The organism is Kistimonas scapharcae (assembly GCF_039540975.1).
GTDB classification, from domain to species: Bacteria; Pseudomonadota; Gammaproteobacteria; order Pseudomonadales; family Endozoicomonadaceae; genus Kistimonas; species Kistimonas scapharcae.
In genome coordinates this window covers 1-6,298 of sequence record NZ_BAABFL010000336.1, presented here as the reverse complement: position 1 = coordinate 6,298, position 6,298 = coordinate 1, and the positions used below count along the sequence as shown (strand labels likewise).

At 49.4% G+C, this 6,298-nt stretch carries 5 protein-coding genes; all 5 read left to right on the top strand.

Features of this window, described 5'->3' with window-relative positions; genetic code table 11:
* On the top strand, positions 1 to 377 hold a 377-nt coding region (locus ABD892_RS12085), incomplete at its 5' end, for a pseudouridine synthase family protein (protein WP_486329675.1).
* Between the two features lie 139 nt (positions 378 to 516).
* Complete coding sequence (locus tag ABD892_RS12080) at positions 517 to 1,212, top strand: Fic family protein (RefSeq protein WP_345195954.1); 696 nt, start codon at positions 517 to 519, stop codon at positions 1,210 to 1,212.
* Positions 1,213 to 1,690: 478 nt separating this feature from the next.
* The gene (locus tag ABD892_RS12075) at positions 1,691 to 3,061 is read left to right on the top strand and encodes a cation:dicarboxylate symporter family transporter (RefSeq protein ID WP_345195953.1); all 1,371 of its coding nucleotides are present in this window, start codon (positions 1,691 to 1,693) and stop codon (positions 3,059 to 3,061) included.
* A 519-nt stretch (positions 3,062 to 3,580) separates the two neighbouring features.
* Positions 3,581 to 5,053, top strand: a complete 1,473-nt coding sequence (locus ABD892_RS12070; RefSeq protein ID WP_345195952.1) for a helix-turn-helix domain-containing protein — start codon at positions 3,581 to 3,583, stop codon at positions 5,051 to 5,053.
* Positions 5,054 to 5,376: 323 nt separating this feature from the next.
* The gene (locus tag ABD892_RS12065) at positions 5,377 to 6,234 is read left to right on the top strand and encodes a hypothetical protein (RefSeq protein ID WP_345195950.1); all 858 of its coding nucleotides are present in this window, start codon (positions 5,377 to 5,379) and stop codon (positions 6,232 to 6,234) included.
* The last annotated feature ends 64 nt before the right edge of the window (positions 6,235 to 6,298 follow it).

The window sequence follows — 6,298 nt, the reverse complement described above, 5'->3', positions numbered from 1 at the left end:
CGTTTTGTGCAAAAACTGTACTCTGTTGCCAAAAGTACGGCCAGCTTGCTCACATTCCCAAGGTTAAGCGGGATTTAAGGACATTGGCCAAGCCATTAACGGATGAGTATATTGCGGTATTTCGGGAAGGGATCTATTTTGCGTACGAAAACATGACCACCCAGCCCGCCTGTTTAGAGATTCTCTCCCCCTACACCGCCAGGCTCTCGATCATTGAAGGCAAGTATCACCAGGTGAAACGCATGTTTGGTTATTTTCGCAACCCGGTGTTGGCGCTTCACCGGGTCTCTGTGGGCCATATCACTCTGGGTGATCTTGAGCAGGGCCAGAGCCGGTTACTGACCAAAGAAGAGACGGCGTTAAAAGCGTGTTGTTGAATGCGCGCAAGGGGCAGGTTTGTAATTAGAGTGATTCAAAAACAAGCTTTGTCACTGCAGCGAATAGCAAATCGCATGACTGACGTTATATGTATACATATAATTTGTAGAACACCGTTAAAACGATTGAGAAGAGCCAATGTCAGCGGCAAAAGATACTGTTTGGGCAATGAACCCTGATCCTGCAATGGCCAGACAGCTTGCCGTTCGTGATATTCCTGCGCTGGTTTACGATGCTGTAAACCTTGAAGGCGTCGCTATGACCCTCCCGGAAGTACAAACACTGCTCGATGGTATTACGGTGGGTGGCCATAAAATCAGTGATCAGAATATGGCGCTCAACCAGGCTGACGCATGGAAGCACCTTTTTACCCTTGTGGCAGATAACCGGTTTTCTTTCACTAAACCGATTGCCCTTGAAATCCATAACATTGCCGGAAAAGAGGAAGCGCTTGACTGGGGCGCTTTCCGTAGTGGTCATGTCACAATCAGTGGTGCTGATTACGAGCCGCCATCGCCCAACGCGCTTGATAACGTGTGGACTGAAATAGAAGCAGAACTTGCTGCTATTGGTGATATTTATGATCAGGCGATTACGGCTTTCCTCCGAATGGCACGCGCCCAGTTTTTCTGGGACGTCAACAAGCGTATGGGTCGATTCATGATGAACGGCATTCTTCTTGCCGCTGGCTATCCCATTATTAATGTGCCAGCCAAACGGCAGAAAGAATTCAATCAGCTGATGTTGGCGTTTTATGATTCTGGCGATATGGCGGCTATGAAGACGTTTCTCCGGGATTGCCTTAATCCAAAAATCATTGCGAATTTCCAATAAAGGCGGCAATGATTTCAACGTCTTTTCTTAGCCCAGAGAAATAAATCGACCCTTGCAAGCGTTGTACTATGCAAGGGTTTATAGGTTGTTTTGCTCCAGTGGCCAGGTCTATCGAAGGCTGCCCTGTGTAAAATGGCTCACTGTCCCATCAAGTCTGAACTCACCCATTCTCCGTAAAACTCATAGGAGTCTCCCCACCATAACCGGAAGGTTACCTTATGGTGATGTCTTCCTGCCTGTCGATTTGATCCAAAACAACAAAGCCTCGGATTTTCCTGCAGCGGCCGTACCAAACCCTTATGATGCCCACCGTCAGGGCGTACAGGGATTGGGCCCGGCAACCCTGTCCTTCCAGTCATTTGTTGTCGCCAACTCCCGGAGATCAAAACGCCAGCGTTTGTATTGTACCCCTGTCAACAGCACAGCTTATTCTGCTGACATTTTTGTCTTTGTTTCGCAATACATTTAAGGAAACATCATGTTAAGTCTGCTATTGAACCAGACACTGTTTCTTCTTTTGTGCGCGGGCCTGCTGCTCATCGCCCGTCAAAAGTATGCCCTCTCCCGACAGGTGCTTGCTGGCCTGCTCATGGGAGCCGGACTCGGTGCCCTGTTCCAGTTCTTTTATTCACCGGATGACCCGACGCTGCAAACGTCACTGGCCTGGATCAACATTGTGGGCAGTGGGTATATCCGTCTGTTGAAACTGGTCATCATGCCATTGGTGCTGGTCTCCATCCTCGGTGCCATGGTGCGGATGCATAATACGCGGTCGCTGGGCAAAATCAGCCTCTATACCCTCGGCACATTACTCACCACAACGGCGATTGCGGCCATGATTGCCGTTTTCACCTCGGTCACCTTTGGCCTGAACGCGAGCACGCTGTTACAGGGTGCGCAATCAGAAGTCTCCAGTCTGCTGCCTTATGTCGGCAAACTGGAGGCGCTGGATCCCCCAAGGCTGCTGGTCAGCTTCATTCCCGATAATATTTTCCTCGACCTCACGGGCGCCCGGCAGACATCGGTCATCGGGGTGGTGATTTTTGCCATGCTGATCGGGTTTGTCGTCGTCTCCATGGCCCGGGAGAAATCCCCTTACGCGAAACCGCTGATTGATGGCATCTGCGCCCTGCAGGATGTCATCATGCGCCTGGTTAGGCTGATCATGCGGCTGACCCCGTGGGGCGTCATGGCACTGATGACCCGTGTTGTCGCCAACACCAGCCTCGAAAGTCTGGCGAGTCTTGGTGGTTTCATGGCGGCTATCTATCTCGCCATAGGGCTGATGTTCCTCTGCCACGGGCTGATTGTGACGGTTCTGGGCATGAATCCGCTGCGTTACTTCGGCAAGATCTGGCCCGTGCTGACCCTGGCGTTCAGCAGCACCTCCAGCGCCGCCTGCCTGCCACTGAACATTGAGACGCAAACCCACTCGTTGAAGGTTCATCCGGCTATCGCTAATTTTTCCGCATCCATTGGCGCGACCGCCGGTATGAACGGGTGCGCCGGGATCTATCCTGCCATGCTGGCTACGATGGTCGCGGTGTCCGTTGGCATCAGCATCACGCCGGCCTGGGTGATAACGCTATGTGCGGTCATTCTGGTGTGCTCTTTTGGTCTGGCGGGTGTCGGCGGTGGCGGAACGTTTGCCGCACTGATGGTGCTCTCGGCCATGGGGCTGCCGCTGGAACTGGTCGGGCTGTTAATCGCTATCGAGCCGGTCGTCGATATGGGGCGCACTGCATTAAATGTCAGTGGAGCCATACTGTCCGGTGTCGTCACCAATCGGTTGATTACCATGGAAGATGACAGCCGGGTTGAAGGCACTGCCCAGGTAATGTCCAGTTAAGGAACGTCATTTCCGGCTTCCCCCAGGCTGCTTTGTAAAGCCCGCCGGGGGGACGCCAGGCAAGAGCCGGTTACTGACCCTGGAAGAGACTCAGATACATCAGATGCATTGAATGCCTGAGGGCTAGGGGCAGGTTTGGAAGGCTGGTGAAGTTTGTAGACGTTGAGACCGGTCACCCAAGCGATAACCCCGGATGCGGTTGATCATATTGCAGAGAATAGGCGCTAAAAAAGAATATTATAAGTGCAGTATTGGTTTGGCATAAGTAAATTATAAGTTTATCTGGTGTTTTTAAATCGACTTTCACCAAATCATAGCTTTGAGCCTGTTTATTGTCTGTATTAAACCGTTGGGAATACGCGAAAAGTTGCCGGGTTTGGAATTTGCATAAAATGAATGTTCAATTAATTTTAATAAAAACAGCTAGATAAGAATTAGCAATAAGAAAACTATAAGTAAAACAGTTATTTTTGCGATTCTGAAAAAGCCGGTATGAATGAGTTCTGCAGTTCACAATCAATGAGAAACAAGATGCAGACGCTGGATACTGATATAGAGAAGATTTTGTTCCCGGAGGGGAGACCTGCAAAGCACCCTTATTCCAGGGAACTGGTAGCGCTGAATGAACAGCAAGGCAGAACCCTGAGTGAAATGGCAAGTGCTACCGGCGTCAGTCAGCCGTTCATAAGCCAGATCAAGGCAGGGAAAGGCAAGCTCAAAGATGAGCATGCCCAGATCCTTATCCGGATGCTGTATCCGAAAGCGCCAAGGGATCAATTTTCAGCCTACCCCATTCTCAAGGCCATGACCCCGAGCCTGCCTGACAACTGGGAACAACAGGTACTCATGGAAGGCTTGCGAGCCGTATCCGAGCATGATTCCGAAGGCCGTTATCCCACGGGGGAAGCCGGTTTCAATGAGGTGCTTAGTGAGCACAGCAACGTACTGGAACTGATTGATTCTGATGGCAGCCCCAAAAAGCAGCATGGTCTGGGGTTCAGTAGCCAGGCTCAGATTGAAAGAAGCAATCGGTCGGTTATCACGCAATTGGAAGATGCCCTGGCGACTTACCATGAAGAAGTGACCAAGCTTGAGCGTGAAGAAAGTCTGGAAGCCGAAAGGCTGGAACGTGCGATCGTTGCCACATGGTATAACCTCACCAAAAAGCGGCATGATGATGATCTCACCAAGCTGAAGCTATGCATAGAAGACGTCATTGAGCAAAAATTCCAACGTTATGGCTGGTCTCCTGCCATACCCCGTAAACGGCTGACGGATGCCTGCACAAGGGCTCGGGGGCATCTGGAAATGCCTATGATCAAAAAGCTCTTTGAATCCGGGAACGATGAAAATGTGGGGGGGAATGAAAAGCTCTATGATCCGGAAGCTCACGCCAAACGACTGTTGGCGAAATGCAAAGAACTTCAGGAACAGTTTGACGCCAAAAGAAGTGAACATCGGCAACGCTTCCGGTTGACCGGTCACGCAAGCCCGAAGGCATTGCGCCAGTTAAAAGACGAAGCGTTTTCAGATCCCCGTGATGCCAGTAGCATGGAGGATTGGGGTAAACAGCTTTTTGGTGATGCGGTTATCAGGGTATACAGAAGACCAAACAAGTTTTACGAAATCAATCTCTCAAAAGCCTACAGAATCTGGTTCGAGAGACATCCACGTTTCAGTTATCAGGAAGAGGTCGTGCAGATATGCGGCCCATTAATCCTCCAGAAAGCATTCGCGCATGGCACGCTGATTGTGCATGAACTGCATAGCAGGCAGTTTGTTGTGCTACGGACTATTCAGGATGAGCGCATCAATAAAAAGCTGACCATACTCTCCAAACCGTTATCCGTTGAAGGTCTATTCAGCTGCATAAAGGATGAAAGCCTGATGCAGGGTTGGAGTATCGAGCAGTGGAATTCTGTGGCCGATGATTTACAGACGACACTGTTAACCAAAGGTTATCGTGTACCTGGCGTGCGCTCCATCTACTAAAAAATTCACTGCGCTACGTTAAAACTCTGTAAAGCGAGCGCATGAAGCAGCCGTGATATTTAGTTCCTTTCCCGTTAAAGCAGACTCAGCGACGCCTTATTGCGGCCGGATCTCGACAGGGGGAGTTGATTGGGGTTCAGGTTTTGGAATTGGACGAGATGTAGACGTTGAGACCTGCTCTGACTACTGATGACTTTGAAATTGACGGGGTTATGTTATAGCGGAGGAACACAATGACGAGGTTACTTACCCCCTTGTTAGTTATCGTGCTCAGCTGATGACGTAAACTGCTGCACTCTCAAGCAGAGTGCAGGAATGATTTCGTGGATCCTCTTTCTCCTTATTCAAGTCAAACTTCCCCCTCACGGGAGCCAAGTCCTGAAAGTGCAACAGCCTCAGGTCGTGATGTCACAATTGTTGAGCATGGTAACAACCAAAATCGCGAGACACGACCGGTAGATCCAATGCTGAGAGCCTTTGGCATGGTCTCTTCGAGTAACAATTCACCGGACAGGATACAGTCCGGCAAAATAACACTTATGCCTCAGCCTGAAAGTGCTCTTTCCAGTATCAGTCAGGATTCCTCATTCCCGCCATTAGGCCATATAGACCCGAAGCCTGCCGAGGCGATAGATACAACCCTGTTGTTAGAAAAGGAATCAGGCACCTGCCTTTCAGAACGAGAAGCTGATTATCAACCATTACCATCATTAGCCCCCATAGAACCCGTACGGTCAGGCAATGGTTCAAGTAAACAAGTGAAGAATACCGCTAAACGAAAAATTGACGAAACAGCAACACAAACCACTAAACCAAAGACTTCACGCATTCGCACAAAAGGAATTCCCGGAAAATCATACCGGGTTAGTGCCTCGCTGAAATGCTATACGTGCAACTGGGTTAACAGTGACCAGCATAGCTGTGGCCTCACTTTCAAGTCACTACCCATGCTAAGAAAACACATATTCAATGAGCATGGCAATATTCATCAACCACCCTTTGTTTGCAAATGGTCTGAGTGCAAAAGTTATGAGTCCGATAATCTGGAACACTTCAAAGAACATATAATTGCACACACTCTTACATGCACGATATGTAAAAAAACCATGAGCAGACCGACTCATCTTACTGATCACATGAGTCGTCATTATGGAATAAAAAGATTCCTGATTACCACCTAACATAAGCCATTCTCCCGTCTAAACTTACGACACTGGTTTTCCTTGGGTTAGGAGACGTGTCATG

What these genes read in the sequence shown, in the direction of transcription:
- ABD892_RS12080 (WP_345195954.1), top strand. Translation starts at nt 517, where the DNA reads ATGTCAGCGGCAAAAGATACTGTTTGGGCAATGAACCCTGATCCTGCA.
- ABD892_RS12075 (WP_345195953.1), top strand. Translation starts at nt 1,691, where the DNA reads ATGTTAAGTCTGCTATTGAACCAGACACTGTTTCTTCTTTTGTGCGCG.
- ABD892_RS12070 (WP_345195952.1), top strand. Translation starts at nt 3,581, where the DNA reads ATGAGAAACAAGATGCAGACGCTGGATACTGATATAGAGAAGATTTTG.